This window comes from Pseudomonas sp. LBUM1659, from assembly GCF_059716045.1.
The window spans coordinates 2,744,531-2,766,527 of record NZ_CP166797.1; the positions used below are offsets into that span (position 1 = coordinate 2,744,531).

The following is a 21,997-nucleotide window of genomic DNA, read 5'->3' on the forward strand; positions in this document are numbered from 1 at the left end:
AGGTGCTGCCTCTGTCGGGCTGATCGTTCCCACGCGGAGCGTGGGAACGATCTTCGGGAGTGCGTCAGCGGTTCACAGATTTTGGCTGGTGCTGTGCAGCCCGCTTGCTCAGCAATTCAAACACCGCCGGATACGCCGGCCGTTCGACATACCGCCCCGCGCCACGCTCGGCCCGCAAGTCGCCATCGGCCCATACCACGCGGCCCTGGCTGACGGTGTGGCTCGGCACACCGCGCACTGTCTTGCCTTCAAAGATATTGAAGTCGACCTGCTGGTGATGGGTCTTGGCTGAAATGGTCCGCGTGCCCTCTGGATCCCACAGCACGAGGTCCGCATCGGCGCCGACACGAATCGCCCCTTTGCGCGGGTAGAGGTTGAAGATCTTCGCGGTGTTGGTGGAGGTCAGCGCCACGAAGTGCTGCATCGACAAACGCCCGGTGTTTACCCCTTCATCCCAGAGCACCGCCATGCGGTCTTCGATACCGGCGGTGCCATTGGGGATTTTGCTGAAGTCGTCGCGGCCAGCGGCTTTTTGCTCGGCGCAGAAGCAGCAGTGATCGGTTGCGGTAGTGTGCAGGTTGCCGGATTGCAGGCCATGCCACAGCGCCTCTTGATGACCTCGAGGACGGAAGGGCGGGCTCATCACGTAACCGGCGGCGGTCTGCCAGTCCGGGTGTTGATAGACGCTGTCGTCCAGCAGCAGATGCCCGGCCAGCACCTCGCCGTAGACTTGCTGGCCTTTGCTGCGGGCGTAGGTGATTTCGTCGAGGGCTTCTTTGGTCGAGACATGGACCAGGTACAGCGGTGTGCCCAACGTCTCGGCAATGCGGATCGCTCGACTGGCCGCTTCGCCTTCAACCTGCGAAGGCCGCGACAGTGGATGCGCTTCCGGGCCGGTGATGCCTTGGGCCATCAATTTGCGTTGCAGGTGATAAACCAACTCGCCATTTTCGGCATGCACGGTCGGCACAGCGCCCAGCTCCAGACAACGCTCGAAACTCGCCACTAGCGTATCGTCGGCCGCCATGATCGCGTTCTTGTAGGCCATGAAGTGCTTGAAGCTGTTGACCCCGTGGTGGCTGACCAACTCAGCCATCTCCTCGCGCACCTGTTCGCTCCACCAAGTGATCGCGACATGGAAGCCGTAATCCGACGCTGACTTCTCAGCCCAGCCCCGCCACTGGTGAAACGCCTCCATCAGCGATTGCTGCGGATTGGGAATCACGAAGTCGATGATCGAGGTGGTGCCACCGGCCAGTCCTGCTGCGGTGCCACTGAAAAAGTCTTCACTGGCCACGGTGCCCATGAAGGGCAGTTGCATGTGCGTGTGCGGATCGATGCCGCCGGGCATCAGGTATTGGCCGCTGCCGTCGAGCACTTCGGCACCTGCCGGAACATCAAGATTATCGCCAATGGCTTTGATCACGCCGTCGGCGCAATAGACGTCGGCGCGATAACTTTCATCATGGGTAATAACGGTGGCGCCACGGATCAACAGAGACATTCCGAGTTCCTCGCAGGCAATGACCGGCTTATGCCGGTTCTAAGTGTTTTATATAAAATCGCCGTCAACAGGTGTATTCCTGCCAACGCTGTCAGGAATTGAAGCTAGTCTGAGTTTATGAAATCAGCAAGAATATTTTTTATAAGCTTATGACTGTTTTAACTAACTGAAAAATAAGTAAATAAAACGTAAATCACCAAAATGGTGAGGCTGCTCACCATTTTGACGCACTTGACAGGTTCCAAATATAGACAAAATTTCCTATGTGAAATCAGCCGCTTGAGGATGGTCTATGGTTGATGCGCAACGCTTGAAAAAAGTGTGATGCACCAGATTGAGTCCTGACGGTTCGGACAACTTGCCTGGCATTCGGCCTGAGTGAACAGACACGTCGCCCATGACTTGCTGTAGATATAAATAAAACTGTTACACATCAGTTGGATGCAACGTTTTTATGGAACTGCCCGATGCGTAATCGGGGTGCCCGGCACGTTTATTGATGCCCCGGCTCCTGATGAGCAAAAATAATTCAAAGAACAGTGGAGCGGCCATGCAACAGATCAGATCGCAAGTGACCGAGCGCGAAGGCTTGTTTGAGCTGGAAGCCGGCAGCGACGTCCTCGACAGTCCCCGTTACAACCACGACATGGCACCAACCAAGTTGCATGAACGAACCTGGAACAAATGGCACATCACCGCGCTGTGGATCGGCATGGCCATCTGTGTGCCGACCTACACACTGGGCGGTGTGCTCACCGCGTACTTCGGGTTGACGGTGGGCGAGGCGCTGTTGGCGATCCTGTTTGCCAACATCATCGTGCTGATCCCCCTGACACTGAACGCGTTCCCCGGCACCAAGTACGGCATTCCGTTTCCGGTGTTACTGCGTTCTAGCTTCGGCGTACTCGGTTCCAACATTCCTTGCCTGATCCGCGCCCTGGTGGCGTGTGGCTGGTTCGGGATTCAGACGATGTTTGGCGGGCTGGCCATTCACCTGTTTCTCGGCTCGGTGTTCGAGGGCTGGAAGTCGTTGGGCGGCACCGGTGAAGTCATCGGTTTCATGGTGTTCTGGGCGTTGAACCTGTGGGTGGTGATTCGCGGCGCCGAGTCGATCAAATGGCTGGAAACCCTGTCCGCGCCGCTGTTGATATTGGTCGGTGTGGGCCGGCTGTTCTGGGCGCTGCCGAATGTGTCGATGACCGAGTTGCTGGCGATCCCGGCCAAACGTCCTGAGGGCGCGAGCATGGCGGGTTACTTCGCCGCTGGCCTGACCGCGATGGTCGGCTTCTGGGCCACCTTGTCGTTGAACATTCCGGACTTCAGCCGCTACGCCAAAAGTCAGAAAGACCAGATCATCGGGCAGATTATCGGCCTGCCGTTGACCATGTTCCTGTTCGCCTCGCTGGGCGTGATCATGACCGCCGCCTCGGTAAAACTGGTGGGTGTGACCGTCTCCGATCCGGTGACGTTGATCGGGCATATCCAGAGCCCGGTCTGGGTCGCGCTGGCCATGGCGCTGATCATCATCGCCACGCTGTCGACCAACACGGCGGCCAATATCGTGTCGCCGACCAACGATTTCCAGAACGTCGCGCCCAAGTTGATCAACCGCACCAAAGCGGTGTTGCTCACCGGGGTGGTGGGGCTGTTGCTGATGGGGCATGAGCTACTGAAAAAGCTTGGGCTGATCGTCTCTGACCTGAGCCTGGAAACGGTCTACTCCAACTGGCTGCTGGGGTACTCCAGCCTGCTCGGGCCGATCGCCGGGATCATGGTGGTGGACTATTTCCTGATCAAGAAACAGCAACTGGATCTGGCCGGGCTCTATCGCGATGACGTTTATCCAGCCTGGAACTGGTTTGGGTTTATCGCCTTCGGTGTGCCAGTGGTGCTGACGCTGCTGTCGCTGGGTAGCGATGCGTTCAGCTGGTTTTACAGCTACGGCTGGTTTACCGGTTCGGCGCTGGGTGGGGTGATTTATTACGGGTTGTGCTCGTTGCGGCCTAGCCCGTCTGTCGTGAAATCTGCGGTGTAGCAGATGGCCTCATCGTCGGAACGCCGCCCGGACCAAGCCCGGCTCCTACAGATTCACAAACCCCTGTAGGAGCCGGGCTTGCCCGCGATGGCGGCCCAAAGAACACCCAGGAAACACCTGACAAACCTATAACAACTGCCTGAGGAGATCACCATGAACGCTGCCGTAGACGTTCTGCAATCCACCCATCAGCACATCAATCGCGACCGCCTGTGGCAATCACTCATGGAGCTGGCCAAGCTCGGCGCCACGGTCAAGGGTGGCGTCTGTCGGCTTGCCCTGACTGACCTCGACCGCCAGGCCCGCGATATCTTCGTCAACTGGTGTGAAGAGGCCGGTTGCACCGTGAGCGTCGACGCCGTCGGCAACATCTTCGCCCGCCGTCCGGGCCGCAACCCGAGCCTGCCACCGGTCATGACCGGCAGCCACATCGACACCCAACCCACCGGCGGCAAGTTCGACGGCTGCTTCGGTGTACTGGCCGGCGTTGAAGTGCTGCGCACCCTCAACGATCTGAAAATTGAAACCGAGGCGCCACTCGAAGTAGTGGTCTGGACCAACGAAGAAGGCTCGCGCTTCGCCCCGTGCATGATGGGCTCCGGTGTCTTCGCCGAAAAATTCACCCTCGAAGAAACCCTCGCCAAAGTGGATGCCGAAGGCATCACCGTGGGCCAGGCGCTGAACGCCATCGGCTACGCCGGTCCGCGTCAGGTCAGTGGGCATGCGGTGGGCGCTTATTTTGAAGCACACATCGAGCAAGGTCCGATCCTTGAAGACGAACACAAAACCATCGGCGTGGTGATGGGCGCGCTCGGCCAGAAATGGTTCGACCTCAAACTGCGTGGCGTCGAAGCCCACGCCGGCCCGACCCCGATGCACTTGCGCAAGGACGCCCTGGTCGGTGCCGCCGTGATCGTCGGTGCGGTCAACCGCGCCGCGCTGGGCCATCAACCCCATGCCTGCGGCACCGTCGGCTGCCTGCAAGCCTATCCCGGCTCACGCAACGTCATCCCCGGCGAAGTGCGCATGACCCTCGACTTCCGGCATCTGGAGCCGGCACGCCTGGACTCGATGATCGCCGAAGTCCGCAATGTCATCGAAACCACCTGCTCAGAACACGGCCTGACCTTCGAACTTACCCCGACGGCAGACTTCCCGCCGCTGTACTTCGACCAAGGCTGTGTCGAAGCCGTGCGCAACGCGGCCCAAGGCCTGGGCTTGTCGCACATGGACATCGTCAGCGGAGCGGGGCACGACGCGATCTTCCTCGCCGAACTCGGCCCGGCCGGGATGATTTTCGTACCGTGTGAAGGCGGCATCAGCCACAACGAAATCGAAAACGCCGCGCCGGACGATCTGGCGGCCGGGTGCGCGGTGTTGTTGCGGGCGATGCTGGCAGCGTCGGCAGCGATTGCCAGCGGTCAGCCCGCGGTCTGAAGCAACTGACGTGCGCTTCGGCAGACACCGGTAAAACCTGTGGGAGCGAGCCGGCTCCGGGCGGCGTTCCGACGATAGCGGAGTGTCAGGCGACATCAATGCTGATTGACCCAGCGCTATCGCGAGCAGGCTCGCACAGGTTCTTCGCACGATCCAATCCCTGCGCGGTCGTACTCTTCACGGGGGGCTAAAAGCCCCGTTGTACTGATGGAGTACCTATGAGCCAGGACGTCCTGAGCACCGACACCAATCGTCGCCAGTTGCAGCAGATTATTGCGGGTTTGTCCGATGGCGTGATTCTTCTGGAGCTTGATCAGACGATTCTTTGGGCTAATGAAGCGGCACTGGCCATGCACGGTGTGGGGCAGGTCCGCGAACTGGGCGCCAATGCCAGGGAGTACACCAAACGCTTCGCCTTGCGCTATCGCAACCATCACCCGGTGCCTAAGGCCAATTACCCGATCAACCGCGTCGCCCGGGGCGAAACGTTCGGCGATATGCTGGTTGAAGTGACGCCTGCCGACGATGAAGAACGCACTTGGGTGCACAGGGTGCGCAGCATGGTGCTGGCGGACAGCGCCGGTGAGCCGGAGTCACTGGTGCTGATCATGGACGACGTCACCGAATGGGCCAGTGCCGAGCAGCGTTTCGAAAAGACGTTCAACGCCAACCCGGCCCCGGCGGTGATCTGTCGCCTCAGCGATTTGCGTTACATCAAGGTCAACAACGGTTTTCTGGAGATGACCGGTTATACCCGTGATCAGGTGATCGGCGTGTCGACGTATGAGCTGGATGTGCTGCATGGCGCGGAAAAAAAAGACCTGGCGATTGAGCGACTGCGTGACCACGCCACGATTCCGCAGATGCAGGCTGAGTTGCGATTGCCTGAAGGGGACAGCAAGCAGGTGATCGTCGCCGGGCAACCGCTTGAGTTAAACGAAGAAGACTGCATGCTGTTTTCGTTCGTCGACATGGAGCCTCGGCACAAAGCCGAAATCGCGCTGCGCCAGAGCGAGGAGCGTTTTGCCAAGACCTTTCGCCTGACACCGGTGCCGACGCTGGTGTGCAGTGCCGAGGATCAAAGGGTGCTCGATGCCAACGAAGCCTTTCTCGACACACTCGCGTATCCCAGCGAAGAAATGCTCGGCAAAACGGTGGCGCAGATCGATTTCTTCGACGATTCGGGCGCGCGTGCGCGCTTGTTTTCGGCACTGGAAAAGGCCGCAAGCCTGGACCGAGTCGATGTCAGGATCCGTAAAAAGAATGGTGAAGTGATCGATTGCACGGTCTCGGCCGACACCGTGAACATTCAGGAAAGTCCTTGCTACCTGCTGGTGTTGATGAACATCACCGAACGCAAACGCACCGAGCTTGAGCTGGTCGCGGCCATCGAAGAGGTGATGAAAGATGCCTCCTGGTTCAGCCGCACGCTGATCGAAAAACTGGCTAATGTGAAATGCGTTAACGCACCGACGTTGCCCAACGTGTCCTTCACCGACCTGACCGCTCGCGAGCGAGATGTGCTCGGCCTGATCTGCGAAGGGTTGGCCGACAAGGAAATCGCCGTGCGTCTGAAACTGGCGGCTAACACGGTACGCAATCACGTTTCGATGGTGTATTCCAAACTTGGCGTTCACAGCCGCAGCGAGGCGATTGTCTGGACGCGCGAGCGTGGATTGTTTGCCAGTGAATGGCGGTCGAAGGGTCAGCGTTAGGGTGCAAATGCACTAACTGAGGCAGTGCAAATGGATGTGTTGGTTCCAGTAGCCAGCGACTAGGCTGTCAGGGTGCGAAAAGAGTCTTTGACCGCTTCGCGTCCACGACGAAACAGCTCAAGGAACCGCCACATGTGTCGCCCACTCACCACCGTTTCAATCGACGAGGTTGCCCGTCAGCCGATGGGTGAATCGCGATGATTCACCTGGGGCAATTGCGTGCGTTGCTGGAGCAACACTTTTCTCCCCGCGCCTGTGAATGCAGTGTGTCGGGAGACAATTCGGTGACGGTGAAGCTGTATCACCCGGCGTCGGGTGAGGTCGACCTGGTGGTCAGTGGGTTGAAGGTGACGAGCCTGAATTCGCCGCAAGCGGTGGCGTCGTTGATTGAAGAGCTGCGTTACGAATTGCAGAGCAACAGGCTGCATCGCCAGGGCGGGGACGAGTAGGAGCTGTCGTTTTTCGGGGTAGGAATCGGCCTGAGTGCCTTAAATGCTGGCATTGACCGGTGACTGAGCTATAAGAAATGAGAAGGTAAAATTTTCTGTGACCGGTCCGCGGCTTCGCGGTGTTGTCGTCGTGTTGCGGAAAGCATCGATTACTTACCGCGGGTCAGACTATGAACAGTCCTGGAAAACGCGCTTTTTCGCCGCTGTCGCTCGCCTTCTGCGTTGCGATCCTCAGTGGTTGCTCCAGTCCACCGCCTCCGCCACCCCCTCTACCACCCGTAGAAAAAACGTGCGCAACCTCGGACAAGACCGATGTGATGGGTGAGGCGCGAGTGGAGGGAGAGGTGACTCGGGTCACCACGACCACTCACTGCGTGACCCAATAACCCTGGGCTCATGAAGCGTTTTGTCTGAAAAATCCCTTAAAAAGTCAGACAAGGGCCAATTGCCCGTCAGTTAGCTGTGACACTGAACCTGTGGCGAGGGAGCTTGTCGGAACGCCGCACCGTCCCGACAAGCTCCCTCGCCACAGTTGATCGGCATTAGCCAAATGGCTGCCTTTTGCTCATTTGACGCATCGAATCAGGACAAGAACCCGCCGTCCACATTCAACGAAACCCCAGTGGTGTAGCTCGAAGCATCACTCGCCAGATACAACACGGCACCGGCCATTTCACTCGGGTCGGCAACACGCTTGAGCGGAATCTGCTGCAACGCAGTCTTCAGGATCGCATCGTTCTTCACCAGTGCCGACGCAAATTTGGTGTCGGTCAGGCCCGGCAAAAGGGCATTGCAGCGGATGCCGAATTGCGCGCATTCCTTGGCGAACACTTTGGTCATGTTGATCACGGCGGCCTTGGTCACCGAGTAGATGCCCTGGAAAATGCCTGGCGAGACGCCGTTGATCGAGGCGACGTTGATGATGCTGCCACCACCGTTTTCGCGCATGATCTTGCCGGCTTCCACCGACATGAAGAAGTAGCCGCGGATATTGACGTCGACGGTTTTCTGGAAGGCGCTGAGGTCGGTGTCCAGTACGTTGCAGAACTGTGGGTTGGTCGCTGCGTTGTTGACCAGAATGTCGAGGCGGCCGAACTGTTCCTTGATGCCAGCGAAGACCTGGCTGATCTGTTCCATTTCACCGATGTGGCAAGCGACGGCAGTGGCTTTGCCGCCGGCGGCGATGATCGCGTCGGCCACATGCTGGCAACCGTCGAGCTTGCGGCTCGAGACGATGACGTGGGCGCCTTGCTGGGCCAGCAATTTGGCGATGGCTTCACCGATGCCGCGGCTGGCACCGGAGACGAAAGCGATTTTGCCGTCGAGGTCGAACAACTGAGTCTTGGACATGGGATTCTCTTATAAAAAGTCTTGTTATAGGGGGCCTGTTTTGCGAGAAGCGCGCCAGACGGATCAGAGGCTGGATTTCGAAATGACTTGCAGGCTCATTTGCTCCAGCAGTTTGTTCATGTGAATGAACTGCGCGAAGCGTTTGTCCTGGGTCTGACCATGGAAGAAGCGGTAGTAGATCTGCTGCACGATGCCGGCCAGTCGGAATAGGCCGTAGGTGTAGTAGAAGTCGAAGTTGTCGATCTGGATGCCTGCGCGCTCGGCGTAGTAATCGACGAATTCGCGGCGGGTCAGCATGCCTGGTGCGTGGCTGGGCTGGCGGCGCATCAGTTGCACCGGTGGCGGGTCACCGGCTTCGATCCAGTAAGCGAGGGTGTTGCCCAAATCCATCAGCGGGTCGCCGAGGGTGGTCAGTTCCCAGTCCAATACACCGATGATCTGCATCGGGTTTTGCGGGTCGAGGATCACGTTGTCGAAACGATAGTCGTTGTGGACGATGCTGGAAGTCGGGTGGTCGGCCGGCATTTTGTCGTTGAGCCAGGCTTTTACCGCTTGCCACTGCGGCGCATCCGGGGTCAGGGCTTTCTCATAGCGGTCGCTCCAGCCTTTGATTTGCCGCGCGACATAACCTTCGGGCTTTCCGAGGTCACCCAGGCCATAGGCGTTGTAGTCGACACGGTGCAGTTCAACGAACTTGTCGATGAAGCTTTTGCACAAGGCTTCGGTTTTCGCCGAATCCAGACCCAGTTCCGGCGGCAGTTCGGAACGCAAGATGATCCCGTTGACCCGCTCCATCACATAGAACTCGGCGCCGATCACCGATTCGTCAGTGCAGTGCACGTAGGCCTTGGGGCAGTACGGAAAACCGTCCTTGAGTTGATTGAGAATGCGGAATTCACGACCCATGTCATGGGCTGATTTGGCTTTGTGGCCAAATGGCGGTCGACGCAGGACGAATTCCTGTTCGGGGTATTCCAGCAGGTACGTCAGGTTCGACGCGCCGCCGGGAAACTGGCTGATCTGCGGCAAACCACTGAGGCCCGGAATGTGTGCCTTGAGGTACGGATCGATCAGGCTGGCATCAAGTTCTTCGCCAGAGCGGATACGGGTGGACTGGTCAGTAAGCGCCATGCTTATCCCTTCTGCTTATTTTGGAGGCCTGCGACTATTGGCTAATCTAATCCGCGCACCCGGCACCCACAACCATGAGCGGCCCTTATAGGTGAGCGTGTTGCCGGGCAATCATTGCTTTTGATACACCTGTTTGAATGAACTTCAAAGCGTGGCGGTGCTCAGCGATGACGGCAGGGCAATCGGTGTCAGCACCGGTTGATTGCTGAAAAATGCCACCAGGTTTTTCCCAACCAGTTCAACAGAGCCTTGAGTGGCCTCCGGTGAAAGCCCGGCCACATGAGGCGTCAGAATCACGTTGGTCAATGACTTGAGCGCGTCTGGCACATGCGGCTCTGCATCGAATACGTCCAGCGCGGCACCGGCAATGCGTCGTTGTTCAAGCGCACTGATCAGGTCGGTGGTGATGATCACGCTGGCGCGGGCGATGTTGACGAGGAACCCGTTGGGGCCCAAGGCGTCGAGGACAGGCTTGTTGATCAAGTGTTTGGTGCCAATGCCGCCAGGGGTCGCGATGATCAGGAAATCCGAGGTGCGCGCGAGTTCAGTGGGTGTTGAGCAGAAGGTGTACGGCACATCGCTGCGATGCTGGCGGTTGTGGTAACTCACCGTCAAATCAAAACCATTGGCCGCGCGTTTGGCGATGGCCATGCCGACGGCACCCAGGCCGAGAATGCCCAAGCGCTTGCCGGCCAGGGAAGGGCGCATGATCTTTGGCCATTCACCCCGCCGCACCGCCGCATCGCAGCGGGGAATGTCACGCACCAGCGCGAGCAGCATTGCCATGGCGTGGTCGGCGACCGATGACGCATTCACCCCGGCGCCGTTGGTGACCGTGATGCCACGGTCGGCGGCGGCTTGCAGGTCAACGTGTTCGTAACCGGCGCCGATGACGCAGATGATCTTGAGGTTGGGCAGGGCAGCGATTTCATCGGCGTACAGACCCAACGGGCCACGGGTCAGCACTGCATCGATCTGAATGCCATTACGGGCGATGGCCGCCGCGCGCTCGGCAGGGGTGGGGGCAAGAATCAGGTGAAAACCCTGATGTTCGAGAATCGGCAAATAATCATTGATGGTTTCAACCAGTACCAGCACGGTTGCAGGCATGTTGCGCTCCTGTGGGCGTCGGAATGTCGGGGCTCGAACGTCGCTTCAGATTGCTGATTCCCGATCAGTTTAGCAATGGCCAAAGGTCGTACACGCGGCTGTTCAGTTTGATGAGCCCTTTGAGGTCAGGAACGTGCGTGCCGCGTCGAGAATTTCATCCGACACCGCAACGCCACGGCTGGCGCGGGCGAGGGTCAGGGCGCCGACCATCAGCGAAAACTCCACCAGCGCCTGTTGCCGATCGGCTTGTGCATTGCCTGAATCCAACAGCGAACCGTAGGATTTCAGCAGCCTGTCGAGCCCTTCCATGAAGGTCTGGCGCAAACCACTGTCTGCCGCTTCGTGACACATGTCCCCGGCGAAGGCGGCTACCGGACAACTGTCCCCCGGAGTGTCGCGGCTGGCCTGGGACAGGTAAGGCTCGATCAGCGCACGGCGGGCGCCGTCATTGTCGTCGACATGGGCGGCGATCCATTTCTGCCAGCGTTCTGCCGATTGGTCGAACGCCCGGCCACTGGCCTCCTGCGCCAACGCTTCCTTGGACTCGAAATGCCCGTAGAAGCCGCCATGGGTGAGACCTGCCGCCGCCATGACGTCGACGACACTGATGCCGTGCAGGCCCCGCTCGCGAAACAGCCGCGTGGCAGCCTCGACGATGATTTCGCGGTTGAGGTCGGCTTGCTTGCGGGAAACTCGGGGCATCAGTGGCTCACAGGTATAAACGGTGGGGATCAAAGGGCGTACTGGGCAATCCCGTTGCCGAACGACCAGTTTTCTTTTTTCACTTCCATCAGATTAATGAAAACATCCTCCAGACGCACCGCCAGTTCGCGATTCAGGCTCTCGGCGATGGTTTTGTAGAGCAGTTTTTTCTTCTCGTTCGTACGGCCTTCGCTCAGCGTGATCTGGATGATCACCAGGTTGTCGGTACGTTTGATGCCCAGGTATTCGGGGTCGAAGATGAAATGGTGTTCATCGTGCTCCGTCAGAATCTGGAAATTATCGTTTTCCGGCACTGCGATGGCACTGTGCATGGCGGCGTAGATGAGCTGGCCGACGCGTTTGACGAAGGTGGGATCCTGATGCTTTTTGATGTCGACACGAACCAGTGGCATGGGATGTCTCCAGATAGAAGGCCGCTCAATTAAAAATACATGACAGAGGTCCTTTATCAAGCGAAAGCTCCTATTGGGCGATGAAACAACCTGTGGGAGCCTGCTCGCGATTGCGATACGAAACCGGGCTACCAAACCCGATCACTGATATTCAGCGACAGGGAAACGATATGGCCCGAGCCACAGGCGCACAAGCCGGCGGATTCTGTCTGAACCGTAGGCAACGGCGCAAGGTTTTGTAGCCTTCAGGAAGTAACACTGAGTGTCTTTAAACACGGTTGTTAAACAGGTGAGCGCTTTCAAATAATCGAGAAAGACTCCAACAGCTTTTTGGAGCGTGAGATGGCCTCGCACGTCCCCGGATCAGGATGCTTTCAGTTACCTATTGGTGTTTGCCCGCAGTACGCTGCCTCGCCCATAATCCACGGCATGTTTTTTCGTACGCAAGCACCCAGAGCGGCCCATCCAGGAGGAGGCGAACACATGTCAGCCAAGAAAACTGGTCGTAAGGAAACCCGGTTACCTGTCACCCGAGTCATGGACGTCACAATGATTTCGACAACAGTGGGCAGTGCCGCTTTCGCGAATATGATTTTCCCTGGCCTTGGAAGCACCATAGTGGGTGCTGTTCTTGGCGCAATTTTTGGTTTTCGAGCTACAAAATCGGCCTGATATCAAGGATAGGGCCCTATGGCACCGGACCAATTCAGCTGCTCGATTATCAGCAGCGTTTTTTGCATCGCTATCTATCTGGGGCTGTGCTGGTACTACAAACAAAAAGCAGACCTGACTCATGGGGTGATCATAGCGATGTCAATGACGGGCTTGGTCGCAGCCTGTGCCCTTGGATCGCTCACGATGTCCTCAAGTCTTGAGCAGATTGGTGTGTTTCGGGATCATAAGCCGAGTATTTTAATCGGCACTTTGGCGATGATCTGGGTTTCGGTGACAACGGCGCATCAGTCTGTGATGCATCCAGTTCGATCAGGCAAGCGTCAGTCTCCTGCGCAATCCGATGCACCCTGAAATGTCCATGTTTCGCTACGCGGTGCCAAATCCGGCTCACTCCCACACGGTTGGCGAATCTTCCTATAGCCACTGATCCGCACCACCATTCCTCAGCTAAGTATTTGCTTTTATTCATTAAACCCGGACAATCGCGCCCCTGTTTCGGCCAGGGCGCTGCCTGTCGGGTTTTTCCGACTCGTCCTGACCGGGTAGCAACTGACCGGAATGTGGAGATCCCACCGGATGAATGATCAGGCCAATAGCGTCGACAAACGCTATGTAGCGGCGGCACCAGCGACTCTTTCGAGCTGGAATCGTCATGACACCACCTGGATGCTGGGCCTGTTTGGCACGGCCATCGGGGCCGGCACACTGTTTTTGCCGATCAACGCAGGGCTGGGCGGTTTCTGGCCGTTGCTGGTCCTGGCGGTGCTGGCGTTCCCCATGACCTTCTACGCACACCGTGGCCTGACCCGTTTCGTGCTGTCTGGACGCGAAGGCGCTGACATCACTGAAGTGGTGGAAGAACACTTTGGCATCAAGGCCGGTGCGTTGATCACGTTGCTGTACTTCTTCGCGATTTTCCCGATCCTGCTGATTTACAGCGTCGCGCTGACCAACACCGTGGGCAGTTTCCTTGAGCATCAATTGCACATCACGCCGCCACCGCGCGCGGTGCTGTCGCTCGTGCTGATCCTCGGCCTGCTGGCGGTGGTGCGTTGCGGCGAGCAGGTGATCGTCAAGGCCATGAGTCTGATGGTGTATCCGTTCATCGTGGCGTTGCTGTTCTTGGCGGTGTTCCTGATTCCGCACTGGAACGGCGGTATTCTGACCACCGCCAGCACACTGCCTGAGCCGTCGGCGTTGCTGAACACCTTGTGGCTGGCGATTCCTGTGATGGTTTTTTCGTTCAACCACTCGCCGATCATCTCGGCGTTTGCGGTTGATCAGAAACGCCGTTACGGCGACCACGCCGAAGAGCGCAGCTCGCAGATCCTGTCCCGCGCTCACCTGTTGATGGTGGTGATGGTGCTGTTCTTCGTCTTCAGTTGCGTGCTGACCCTGTCGCCGGCACAACTGGCCGAAGCCAAGGCGCAGAACCTGTCGATTCTGTCGTACCTGGCCAACCATTTCAGCAACCCGACCATCGCCTTCGCGGCGCCGTTGATTGCGTTTGTGGCGATTTCCAAGTCGTTCCTGGGCCATTACATCGGTGCCAGCGAAGGCCTTAAAGGCCTGATCGTCAAAAGCGGCAAACGCCCGGCGCCGAAGACCCTGAACCGTATGACCGCTGCGTTCATGTTGGTGGTGTGCTGGATCGTTGCCACGCTGAACCCGAGCATTCTGGGGATGATCGAAACCCTCGGTGGCCCGATCATCGCGGCGATTCTGTTCCTGATGCCGATGTATGCAATCCGCAAGGTGCCGGCGATGGCGCGTTATCGCGGGCAGGCGTCCAATGTCTTCGTGACAGCGGTAGGCCTGGTGGCGATTACGGCGTTGGTTTACTCGCTGACCGCGTGATCGTTCGGCCTGCTCGCGCAGCGCCGAATTGACAGCTACAGTGGCCGCTGCACGTGATACGTGCAGCGGTTTTTTTTCGCCTGGAGTCACCGGATTGCCGAGCGCCTCACCCCCCAATCTCACCGAACAACCCAATCGCTGGCGGGACTTGCTGGCCGGGTTGTCGATTGCCGGGCTGTTGTTGCCCGAAGCAGTCGCCTATTCAAGCATTGCCGCCGTGGCGCCGCAGGCCGGGGTGATCGCCTTGTTTGCCGGTTTGCTGTGTTATGGGCTGTTCGGCACCAGTCGCTTTGCCATTGTGTCGGCTACCTCTTCGTCCGCAGCGGTGTTGGCCGCCGCCACCGCGACGCTGGCCAACGGCGACCCCCAGTTGCGTTCGACCCTGGCCATCGGCCTGGTGCTGGTGACCGGCGCGTTCTTTTTGTTGGCCGGGCTGTTCAAGTTGGGGAGCGTAACGTCATTCATTGCCAAACCCGTGCTGCGCGGCTTTGCCTTTGGCCTGGCACTGACCATCATCCTCAAGCAAGTCGCCAGTGTGGTCGGCGTGCATCTGAGCGACGGCAATCTGGTGCGGTTTCTGCCGCAACTGCTGGAACAACTGCCGCAATGGAATGGAGTGGCGGCGAGTGTCGCCGCCGTAGCGTTGGCCTTGTTAGTGCTCTTTGCAAGGTTCCGACGCTTGCCGGGCGGTTTGCTGGTGGTCGTGATCGGTATCGTTGCCAGTCAGTGGCTGAACCTGCCGGCGTATGGGGTGAAGTTGATCGGTGTGATCGATTTGAACCTGGAAGTGCCCCGGTTACCGATACTGCCCTTTACTGACTGGTTGCGCTTGGGCGAATTGGCCTTTGCCATGGTGATGATCCTGTACGCGGAGTCATACGGCTCGATCAGTTCGTACGCGCTCAAGCACGGCGACCGGATCTCGTCGAGCCGCGATCTGCTAGTGCTGGGTGCGTCTAATCTGTTGTCCGGATTGTTTCATGGCATGCCGGCAGGGGCAGGGTTCTCGGCAACGTCGGCCAATGAAGCGGCGGGGGCCACTTCACGACTGGCCGGTGGCGTGGCGGCGCTGGTGGTGTTGCTCATCGTTTTGACGGTATTGCCTTACATCGCCCTGACCCCCGAGCCGATTCTCGCCGCCATCGTCATCCATGCCCTGGCCCGAGGCTTGAGCCTGCAACCGCTGGGACGGTATTTCATCTGGAGACGCGACCGGTTGCTGGTGATCTGCGCGGTGGCAGCAGTGCTGGTGCTGGGGGTGCTGGACGGTCTGCTGCTGGCGGTGGCGATCAGTGTGGTGCTGATGCTCAAACAAATGTCAGCGGCGGATATTCAGATCCTCGGGCGCATTGATGGCGGCCATGACTTTGTCGACCTGCAACTCCATCCGACCGCGCAATCGGTGCCTGGGCTGTTGATCGTGCGGCCGGGGGAAGCGTTGTTCTTTGCCAACGTCGAGCGGATCCTGGGTAGCACGATGCGTTTGATCCGCCATTCGCCAACGCCGATTCACTCGGTGATTCTCAGCCTGGAGGAATCGCCCGATCTGGATGGCACCAGCATTGAGGCGTTGCAGGAATTTTTTGTGCGGGTGCGTGCGGAAGGGAAGCAGTTGGTTTTGGCGCGGCTTAAGGATTCGGCGCAAAGCGCGTTGGCGGTGTTGCCCGAGGTGGCGGGTACGCGGGTGATTCTCAGTGACCTGAGCGTGGATGGCGCGGTGCAGCAAGCCCTCAAGACCGCCGCATGACCCTGTGGGAGCCAGCTCGCTCCCACAGGGATTGTGTTGTGCATGCCCATGTCATAGGCATAAAAAAACGCCGCACATCTCACGATGGGCGGCGTTTTCTATTGCGTTATAGCGTCAGGCTTGAACGACCGGAATGTTGGCGTTCGCAGCAGCTTCACGGAACTCGGCGATCTGGTCGAAGGACAGGTAGCGGTAGACATCGGCCGCCATGCTGTCGATCTTGCCAGCGTATTCCATGTACTCCTCGACGGTCGGCAGGCGACCCAGGATGGAAGCAACAGACGCCAGCTCGGCCGAGGCCAGGTAAACGTTCGCGCCGTCACCCAGACGGTTCGGGAAGTTACGGGTCGAAGTCGACACCACAGTGGCGTTCGGCTCTACACGTGCCTGGTTACCCATGCACAGCGAGCAGCCCGGCATTTCCATGCGTGCGCCGGCCTTGCCGTAGATGCCGTAGTAGCCTTCCTCGGTCAGTTGGTGAGCGTCCATTTTGGTCGGCGGCGACAGCCACAGACGGGTTGGCAGCTGGCCTTTGACCTGATCCAGCAACTTGCCGGCCGCGCGGAAGTGACCGATGTTGGTCATGCACGAACCGATGAACACTTCGTCAATCTTCTCGCCAGCAACGCTGGACAGCAGACGGGCGTCGTCCGGATCGTTTGGCGCGCAGAGCACAGGCTCTTTGATGTCGGCCAGGTCGATTTCGATGATTTCAGCGTATTCGGCGTCAGCATCGGCAACCATCAACTCAGGGTTGGCGATCCAGGCTTCCATCGCTTGAGCACGACGTTCCAGGGTACGCGCATCGCCGTAGCCTTCGCCGATCATCCAGCGCAGCAGGGTGATGTTGGAGCTCAGGTACTCGGTGATCGACTCTTTCGACAGCTTGATGGTGCAACCGGCAGCCGAACGTTCGGCCGAGGCGTCGGACAGCTCGAAAGCCTGTTCGATGCTCAGGTTGTCCAGGCCCTCGATTTCCAGGATGCGGCCGGAGAAGGCGTTCTTCTTGCCTTTCTTCTCAACGGTCAACAGGCCAGCCTGAATCGCGAAGTAAGGAATGGCGTGAACCAGGTCACGCAGGGTGACGCCCGGTTGCATTTTGCCTTTGAAGCGCACCAGGATCGATTCCGGCATGTCCAGCGGCATAACGCCGGTGGCTGCAGCAAACGCAACCAGACCGGAACCGGCCGGGAACGAAATGCCCATCGGGAAACGGGTGTGCGAGTCACCACCGGTACCGACGGTGTCCGGCAGCAGCATGCGGTTCAGCCAGCTGTGGATGATGCCGTCGCCCGGACGCAGGGAAACGCCGCCGCGGGTCATGATGAAGTCTGGCAGGGTGTGGTGGGTGGTCACGTCGATCGGCTTAGGGTAAGCCGCGGTGTGGCAGAAGGACTGCATCACCAGATCCGCGGAGAAGCCCAGGCACGCCAGGTCTTTCAGTTCGTCACGGGTCATCGGACCGGTGGTGTCCTGAGAACCCACGGTGGTCATCTTCGGTTCGCAGTAGGTGCCTGGACGCACACCGGCTACGCCGCATGCCTTGCCGACCATTTTCTGCGCGAGGGTGAAACCCTTGGTGCTTTCGATCGGGGCATCCGGTTTCTTGAACAGGTCGAACGCTGGCAGACCCAGTTCGGCGCGAGCCTTGTCGGTCAGGCCACGGCCGATGATCAGCGGAATACGACCGCCGGCACGGACTTCGTCCAACAGCACAGGGGTCTTCATTTCGAAGGTGGTCAGGACTTCGTCGGTACCGTGCTTGCAGACTTTGCCAGCGTGCGGGTACAGGTCGATCACGTCGCCCATGTGCATGTTGGACACATCGAATTCGATTGGCAGGGCGCCGGCATCTTCCATGGTGTTGTAGAAGATCGGAGCGATCTTGCTGCCGAAGCAGAAGCCGCCAGCACGCTTGTTCGGCACGAAAGGCACGTCATCGCCGAAGAACCACAGCACCGAGTTGGTGGCCGATTTACGCGACGAACCGGTACCGACCACGTCACCGACGTAGGCGATCGGGAAGCCGCTGTTGCGCATTTCTTCGATCTGCTTCATCGGACCGATGGAGCCTTGCACGTCCGGCACGATGCCGTCGCGGGCCATTTTCAGCATGGCCAGGGCGTGCAGCGGGATGTCCGGGCGGGACCAGGCGTCCGGAGCAGGGGACAGGTCGTCGGTGTTGGTTTCGCCGGTGACCTTGAACACGCGCAGGCTGATCTTGTCGGCCAGTACAGGGCGATTTTTGAACCACTCGCCGTCAGCCCAGGATTGCAGCACGCCTTGAGCGTGAACGTTACCGTTCTTGGCGCGTTCAGCGACGTCGTGGAAGGCGTCGAACATCAGCAGGGTGTGCTTGAGTTCTTCGGCAGCGACTGGGGCCAGTTCGGCGTCGTCCAGCAGGTTGACCAACGTCACGATGTTGTAGCCGCCCTGCATGGTACCGAGCAGTTCAACCGCGCGCTTCTTGTCGATCAGAGGGGATTTGGCTTCGCCTTTGGCGAGGGCAGAGAGGAAACCGGCCTTTACATAGGCCGCTTCGTCCACTCCAGGTGGAACGCGATTGGTGATCAGGTCAACGAGGAAAGCTTCTTCGCCAGCCGGAGGATTCTTCAGCAGCTCGATCAGGCCTGCAGTTTGTTCGGCGTTAAGCGGCTGGGGAACGATACCCAGTGCTGCACGCTCTTCGATATGTTTGCGGTAGGCTTCAAGCACAGTTATTACCCTCATCAGTGGTCCCAAATGGGTGTCCGGGACGCTCATCCCGAAATTGCCGTACTCATGCGCTGCGTGGCGTTGTGAGCCACTTAGCCAGAATTACCGGCAATTCCTTACAGAAGCTGCTTTCAAAGTTTTACGCCTGCAGAACGGGAGCTGATGAGGGTTGGCGCTGAGCTTTTCCCCGCTGGAAAAACCCTTCGCCAACACCGCTCTGAAGGAACGACTGTGCTCGTGACGCTTTGAAAACAGCTTCTAACGGACATTGGCGCCTTAAAAGGCTGGCTGATTCTACGGCAAAAAAAAATTAAAGGTAAGTTAGACCCCGAATTTTGAGGGGTGATGAATGTTAGAGAAAGGGCTAACATGCCGACCTGTCAGTTTCCCCCGTGTTTTGCCTATCTATGCCCAATCAGACCATCAAGACCCCCTGCGTCGGCCTTTGCTCCACTGTTTACGGTGATTTGGTGTGCCGTGGCTGCAAGCGTTTCCACCATGAAGTGATCAACTGGAATGGTTACAACGAGGAGGAAAAGCGCGCGGTATGGCTGCGTCTTGAGCAATTGCTATCCCAGGTGATGGCCAGCAAGCTGGAGGTTTTCGACCCTCAGCGTCTACGTTTGCAACTGGAGCAACGCAAGATTCGTTTTGTGCCGCATCAGTCGGAGTATTGCTGGGCGTATCAGCTGATTGCCCGTGGGGCGCGGGTGATCAATAACCTGGAAGCCTACGGGATGGTGCTGATGCCGGAATTTCGTGACTGGAACCTGCCGGAATTGCGTGATGCCATTGATCGGGAATTTTTCTTGCTCTCCGAAGCGCATTACCAGCGGTACATTGCGCCGGGTTTCCTGAAAGACGCCTTCGGTGCCTAAAAGCATCGCGGGCAAGCCCGGCTCCCACAGTGGATCTCCAGTGCTCACAAAACCCTGTGGGAGCCGGGCTTGCCCGCGATGGCGTCCGACCAGACACCCAAGACTTCAATGCTGAGCCAATTCTTCAAGCTGATCCTCAATCTCCCGCGGCTTGAGCACCAGCACATCGCTCTCCACCTTATCCAGCACCACCTCCGCCGTATTGCCGATCAAAGCCCCCGACAACCCGGACCGCGCCACGGTGCCGATCACGGTCACTGCCGCCTGTAGCTTGTGCACCATGAACGGAATCAACACATCCGCCGGGCCTTCCTCAATATGCAAATGCGCATCGTCGATGTCGAATTCTGTCTGGAACGCCTTGCACTGCTCGCGATAGCGCGCTTCGATGGTTTCCTTGAGCTGGAAGGTCGGGTCGGCCGACGACAGCATCGGCGATGGATGCGCACTGATCACGTGCAAATGAGCCTTGGCCAGGCTGGCGATGTCATAACCGTAATCGATGATGGTGTTGTGCAGGTGACGGTGTTCGCCATCGCTATTGCCCACGTCAATGGCAGCCAGAATGACTTTGTCTTTCCAGGAACCGGCCGTTTTCACCAGCAGCACCGGCGTAGGGCATTCACGCAGCAGTTTCCAGTCGTCCGGAGTGAGCAGCGCCTTTTTCAGCGGGCTGTCGGGGTAATGCTGCTTGACCACCAGCCCACAGCCCTCGGCCTGCTGCACGTCGATGATGGTTTGGTGCAGGCTCTGATTCCAGGCCTGCTCGGTCGTGACGCTATAGCCGTCCTCCAGCAACGCGGCCTTGAGCACCCCCAACATGCCGCTGTGATCATGCTTGGGATCGCCGACCAACAGGTGCAGGTGCGCCTGGGTCACACCGGCAATCAATTTGGCCCGTTTGAGCGCCAGGCTCTCCGAATGTTCGGGTTCGATGACCACCAGAATGCTGCGAATGGCTTGCATGAGCGGGATCTCCATCAACGGGTAAAAAGCACGGCGTTGCACAACTATAGTTGCTGCTCGCCAACCAGGTACTTGATGCATATCAACGGTCGCGACTGGTGGTCTGGCGACAGGCCGGTATAATCGGCGCCCTTCGTTTTTGAACCCTTTATCCGTGAGCCCCATGATCCTTCCCGAAATTCACGAGTTCCTCGGCTGCCGTACCCCTGACGGCTGGGTGCAGGCCGCACTGGCCGATCAGGAAACATTGCTGATCGACCACAAGAACTGCGAATTCAAAGCGGCCAGCACGGCGCTGAGCCTGATTGCCAAGTACCACTCCCATGTCGACCTGATCAACCTGATGTCGCGCCTGGCCCGGGAAGAACTGGTGCACCACGAGCAAGTCATGCGCCTGATGAAAAAGCGCAAGATCGAGCTGCGCCAATTGTCCGCCGGTCGCTACGCCTCGGGCCTGCGCAAAGTGGTGCGCAGCCATGAACCGGTGAAACTGGTGGATACGCTGGTGGTGGGCGCTTTTATCGAGGCCCGCAGCTGCGAGCGTTTCGAGGCGCTGGTGCCGCATCTGGATGAAGAACTGGGCAAGTTCTATTTCGGGCTGCTGAAAAGCGAAGCGCGGCATTTCCAGGGTTACCTGAAACTGGCGTACCAGTACGGCGACGCCAAGGACATCGCCCAAGTGATCGATAAGGTCCGCGCGGCAGAGCAGGAGCTGATCGAGTCGCCGGACGTGGAGTTCCGCTTCCACAGTGGCGTGCCCGCTGCGGCCTGACACTTAAAACGCCTTAGCGGCTCAAGCCGAGGCGTGCGTGCCAGTCGGCGATGGACTCTTCGGGATAGACCTCGAACTTCTGATCGCCGGAATGCACCTCGACCTCCACCCACGGCGCTTTTGAACCGAGCATCAAGTGCGTGTGCTCTGGCGGCACCGGTAACGGGGTGTCTATGGCGGACGCAAACGGGTGGATCCGCTCTGGCCATTCAGGGCTGAACAGCCACAGTCCCGTACCACAAAGGGAGCAGAAATGCCGTTCGGCGCTGCTGCTGTGAGCACGTTTATCGCCTTCATCCTTGAGCCGTGCATGGTAAATCGCAATGTTCTTTCGGCCGCGTACCTTGAGGCTCTCGGCATCGCCACCGAGATTGATCGCATAACCGCCACCGCCCTGAGTCTTGCGACAGATCGAGCAGTAGCAACGCTGATAAGGGTAGGGGTGGGCGCTGTTCAGGCTGAATGACACGGCGCCGCAGTGGCAGGAACCTTCTAGTTGCATGGTCGCCTCTTGCGAGTATTGAGTTTTATCCGCCAAGAA

General features: G+C 58.6%; 19 protein-coding genes. 10 read left to right on the forward strand and 9 right to left on the reverse strand.

Annotation, left to right across the window (positions count from 1 at the left end):
* Nucleotides 1-64: 64 nt before the first annotated feature.
* Nucleotides 65-1,504 carry a dihydropyrimidinase gene (gene hydA / locus ACA048_RS12495; RefSeq protein ID WP_497629387.1) on the reverse strand — a complete coding sequence of 480 codons (1,440 nt, stop codon included), beginning with the start codon at nt 1,502-1,504 and terminating at the stop codon, nt 65-67.
* 550 nt (nt 1,505-2,054) lie between these two features.
* Here hydA and ACA048_RS12500 point away from each other — a divergent pair.
* The 4 genes from ACA048_RS12500 to ACA048_RS12515 all read left to right on the forward strand — a co-directional run bounded on the left by ACA048_RS12500 (nt 2,055) and on the right by ACA048_RS12515 (nt 7,140).
* A complete protein-coding gene (locus tag ACA048_RS12500; protein WP_497629388.1) occupies nt 2,055-3,539 on the forward strand; it encodes an NCS1 family nucleobase:cation symporter-1 in 1,485 nt (494 codons plus the stop codon).
* Nucleotides 3,540-3,692: 153 nt separating this feature from the next.
* On the forward strand, nt 3,693-4,976 hold the full coding sequence (locus ACA048_RS12505) for a Zn-dependent hydrolase (RefSeq protein ID WP_497629389.1): 1,284 nt from the start codon (nt 3,693-3,695) through the stop codon (nt 4,974-4,976).
* Between the two features lie 218 nt (nt 4,977-5,194).
* Nucleotides 5,195-6,691, forward strand: a complete 1,497-nt coding sequence (locus tag ACA048_RS12510; protein WP_497629390.1) for a PAS domain S-box protein — start codon at nt 5,195-5,197, stop codon at nt 6,689-6,691.
* Nucleotides 6,692-6,888: 197 nt separating this feature from the next.
* Nucleotides 6,889-7,140: a DUF1652 domain-containing protein gene (locus ACA048_RS12515; RefSeq protein WP_497629391.1), complete on the forward strand. Its 252-nt coding sequence runs from the start codon at nt 6,889-6,891 to the stop codon at nt 7,138-7,140.
* A gap of 582 nt (nt 7,141-7,722) precedes the next feature.
* Here ACA048_RS12515 and ACA048_RS12520 read toward each other — a convergent pair.
* The 5 genes from ACA048_RS12520 to ACA048_RS12540 form a co-directional block, all read right to left on the reverse strand.
* Nucleotides 7,723-8,490, reverse strand: a complete 768-nt coding sequence (locus ACA048_RS12520; RefSeq protein ID WP_007948679.1) for an SDR family oxidoreductase — start codon at nt 8,488-8,490, stop codon at nt 7,723-7,725.
* Nucleotides 8,491-8,553: 63 nt separating this feature from the next.
* A complete protein-coding gene (locus tag ACA048_RS12525; RefSeq protein WP_497629392.1) occupies nt 8,554-9,621 on the reverse strand; it encodes a phosphotransferase family protein in 1,068 nt (355 codons plus the stop codon).
* 144 nt (nt 9,622-9,765) lie between these two features.
* A complete protein-coding gene (locus ACA048_RS12530) occupies nt 9,766-10,731 on the reverse strand; it encodes a 2-hydroxyacid dehydrogenase (protein ID WP_497629393.1) in 966 nt (321 codons plus the stop codon).
* 102 nt (nt 10,732-10,833) lie between these two features.
* Entirely contained in the window at nt 10,834-11,433 is a 600-nt protein-coding gene (locus tag ACA048_RS12535; RefSeq protein ID WP_497629394.1) for a TetR/AcrR family transcriptional regulator, read from the reverse strand.
* 29 nt (nt 11,434-11,462) lie between these two features.
* On the reverse strand, nt 11,463-11,846 hold the full coding sequence (locus ACA048_RS12540; protein ID WP_497629395.1) for a tautomerase family protein: 384 nt from the start codon (nt 11,844-11,846) through the stop codon (nt 11,463-11,465).
* Nucleotides 11,847-12,329: 483 nt separating this feature from the next.
* On the opposite strand from ACA048_RS12540, the gene ACA048_RS12545 reads away from it, so the two are divergent.
* The 4 genes from ACA048_RS12545 to ACA048_RS12560 all read left to right on the forward strand — a co-directional run bounded on the left by ACA048_RS12545 (nt 12,330) and on the right by ACA048_RS12560 (nt 16,125).
* Nucleotides 12,330-12,518, forward strand: a complete 189-nt coding sequence (locus ACA048_RS12545; RefSeq protein ID WP_497629396.1) for a hypothetical protein — start codon at nt 12,330-12,332, stop codon at nt 12,516-12,518.
* Nucleotides 12,519-12,536: 18 nt separating this feature from the next.
* Nucleotides 12,537-12,872, forward strand: a complete 336-nt coding sequence (locus ACA048_RS12550) for a hypothetical protein (RefSeq protein WP_497629397.1) — start codon at nt 12,537-12,539, stop codon at nt 12,870-12,872.
* A gap of 225 nt (nt 12,873-13,097) precedes the next feature.
* Nucleotides 13,098-14,378, forward strand: a complete 1,281-nt coding sequence (locus ACA048_RS12555; protein ID WP_497629398.1) for a serine/threonine transporter — start codon at nt 13,098-13,100, stop codon at nt 14,376-14,378.
* Between the two features lie 94 nt (nt 14,379-14,472).
* Nucleotides 14,473-16,125 carry a SulP family inorganic anion transporter gene (locus ACA048_RS12560; RefSeq protein WP_497629399.1) on the forward strand — a complete coding sequence of 551 codons (1,653 nt, stop codon included), beginning with the start codon at nt 14,473-14,475 and terminating at the stop codon, nt 16,123-16,125.
* 114 nt (nt 16,126-16,239) lie between these two features.
* Here ACA048_RS12560 and acnB read toward each other — a convergent pair whose 3' ends face one another.
* On the reverse strand, nt 16,240-18,840 hold the full coding sequence (gene acnB / locus ACA048_RS12565) for a bifunctional aconitate hydratase 2/2-methylisocitrate dehydratase (protein WP_497629852.1): 2,601 nt from the start codon (nt 18,838-18,840) through the stop codon (nt 16,240-16,242).
* 407 nt (nt 18,841-19,247) lie between these two features.
* Here acnB and ACA048_RS12570 point away from each other — a divergent pair, with 407 nt between their 5' ends.
* Nucleotides 19,248-19,718, forward strand: coding sequence for a DUF1289 domain-containing protein (locus ACA048_RS12570; RefSeq protein WP_027923350.1), 471 nt, complete (start codon nt 19,248-19,250; stop codon nt 19,716-19,718).
* Nucleotides 19,719-19,823: 105 nt separating this feature from the next.
* On the opposite strand, the gene uspL is transcribed toward ACA048_RS12570, so the two are convergent.
* A complete protein-coding gene (gene uspL, locus ACA048_RS12575) occupies nt 19,824-20,684 on the reverse strand; it encodes a universal stress protein UspL (RefSeq protein WP_497629400.1) in 861 nt (286 codons plus the stop codon).
* Nucleotides 20,685-20,847: 163 nt separating this feature from the next.
* On the opposite strand from uspL, the gene ACA048_RS12580 reads away from it, so the two are divergent.
* On the forward strand, nt 20,848-21,456 hold the full coding sequence (locus ACA048_RS12580; RefSeq protein ID WP_046032069.1) for a MiaE family protein: 609 nt from the start codon (nt 20,848-20,850) through the stop codon (nt 21,454-21,456).
* Between the two features lie 13 nt (nt 21,457-21,469).
* On the opposite strand, the gene ACA048_RS12585 is transcribed toward ACA048_RS12580, so the two are convergent.
* Nucleotides 21,470-21,958, reverse strand: a complete 489-nt coding sequence (locus tag ACA048_RS12585; protein WP_497629401.1) for a GFA family protein — start codon at nt 21,956-21,958, stop codon at nt 21,470-21,472.
* Nucleotides 21,959-21,997: the final 39 nt, after the last annotated feature.

Coding starts and splice junctions, on each gene's coding strand:
- hydA (WP_497629387.1), bottom strand. CDS start 1,504: ATGTCTCTGTTGATCCGTGGCGCCACCGTTATTACCCATGATGAAAGT.
- ACA048_RS12500 (WP_497629388.1), top strand. CDS start 2,055: ATGCAACAGATCAGATCGCAAGTGACCGAGCGCGAAGGCTTGTTTGAG.
- ACA048_RS12505 (WP_497629389.1), top strand. CDS start 3,693: ATGAACGCTGCCGTAGACGTTCTGCAATCCACCCATCAGCACATCAAT.
- ACA048_RS12510 (WP_497629390.1), top strand. CDS start 5,195: ATGAGCCAGGACGTCCTGAGCACCGACACCAATCGTCGCCAGTTGCAG.
- ACA048_RS12515 (WP_497629391.1), top strand. CDS start 6,889: ATGATTCACCTGGGGCAATTGCGTGCGTTGCTGGAGCAACACTTTTCT.
- ACA048_RS12520 (WP_007948679.1), bottom strand. CDS start 8,490: ATGTCCAAGACTCAGTTGTTCGACCTCGACGGCAAAATCGCTTTCGTC.
- ACA048_RS12525 (WP_497629392.1), bottom strand. CDS start 9,621: ATGGCGCTTACTGACCAGTCCACCCGTATCCGCTCTGGCGAAGAACTT.
- ACA048_RS12530 (WP_497629393.1), bottom strand. CDS start 10,731: ATGCCTGCAACCGTGCTGGTACTGGTTGAAACCATCAATGATTATTTG.
- ACA048_RS12535 (WP_497629394.1), bottom strand. CDS start 11,433: ATGCCCCGAGTTTCCCGCAAGCAAGCCGACCTCAACCGCGAAATCATC.
- ACA048_RS12540 (WP_497629395.1), bottom strand. CDS start 11,846: ATGCCACTGGTTCGTGTCGACATCAAAAAGCATCAGGATCCCACCTTC.
- ACA048_RS12545 (WP_497629396.1), top strand. CDS start 12,330: ATGTCAGCCAAGAAAACTGGTCGTAAGGAAACCCGGTTACCTGTCACC.
- ACA048_RS12550 (WP_497629397.1), top strand. CDS start 12,537: ATGGCACCGGACCAATTCAGCTGCTCGATTATCAGCAGCGTTTTTTGC.
- ACA048_RS12555 (WP_497629398.1), top strand. CDS start 13,098: ATGAATGATCAGGCCAATAGCGTCGACAAACGCTATGTAGCGGCGGCA.
- ACA048_RS12570 (WP_027923350.1), top strand. CDS start 19,248: ATGCCCAATCAGACCATCAAGACCCCCTGCGTCGGCCTTTGCTCCACT.
- uspL (WP_497629400.1), bottom strand. CDS start 20,684: ATGCAAGCCATTCGCAGCATTCTGGTGGTCATCGAACCCGAACATTCG.
- ACA048_RS12580 (WP_046032069.1), top strand. CDS start 20,848: ATGATCCTTCCCGAAATTCACGAGTTCCTCGGCTGCCGTACCCCTGAC.
- ACA048_RS12585 (WP_497629401.1), bottom strand. CDS start 21,958: ATGCAACTAGAAGGTTCCTGCCACTGCGGCGCCGTGTCATTCAGCCTG.